We start from the raw sequence: 692 nt of genomic DNA on the forward strand, positions 1-692 counted from the left end.
TGGACTGTCCTCTCATGACAATAGACTCTATAACTCTTTTGGAAATAGAGGATTTATTACGACTCAGTCCATTAAACTGTTAAAAAAGCATTTAAAGGAATGGGCATTGGATACCAAGGGATGGCTCCCCGTAGGGGAATCGCATCGGTCTGCCCGTAAAATAAATCTGGAAGATTTAGATTTAGAAAAAGATAAAGGACACTATTATAAAGAACGCTGGATACATGAAAATGGATTAGAACAGCGATTGATTATCACTTTTTCCCCCAAGCATAAACGCTATCAAGAAGAGATTCGCAGAAAACAGATTGAGCGAGCCATGAAGAAAGCAGATAACCCAAGTCAATTAAAGAAAAAACGTCCAACAGATTTCAAGCGTTTCTTAAAAGAGACCCATGTCACTAAAGAAGGCGAAATCGCGAAGGACTTTCAAGTCACAGTAGATCAAGAGAAGATAAAAGAAGAAGCGAAATACGATGGTTTATACGGTATCTGTACAAATGTATCGGGGGATTCAGAAGAGATACTCAAAATATCTCATCGCCGTTGGGAGATTGAGGAAACCTTTCGTATTCTGAAAAGTGAAATGCGTGCACGACCGGTTTTTGTCCGAAGGGACGATCGGATTAAAGCACATTTCCTCACTTGTTTTCTTTCATTACTGGTTTATCGTATTCTTGAAAAAAAGTTAG

1 protein-coding gene is annotated in these 692 nt (G+C 38.7%); it reads left to right on the forward strand.

What is annotated here, in order from left to right; genetic code table 11:
* A partial coding sequence (locus ABDZ53_RS12805) for an IS1634 family transposase (RefSeq protein WP_343757137.1) occupies positions 1-692 on the forward strand: 692 nt, incomplete at both ends.

It is taken from the genome of Alkalibacterium iburiense, from assembly GCF_039521845.1.
Lineage (GTDB): Bacteria > Bacillota > Bacilli > Lactobacillales > Carnobacteriaceae_A > Alkalibacterium > Alkalibacterium iburiense.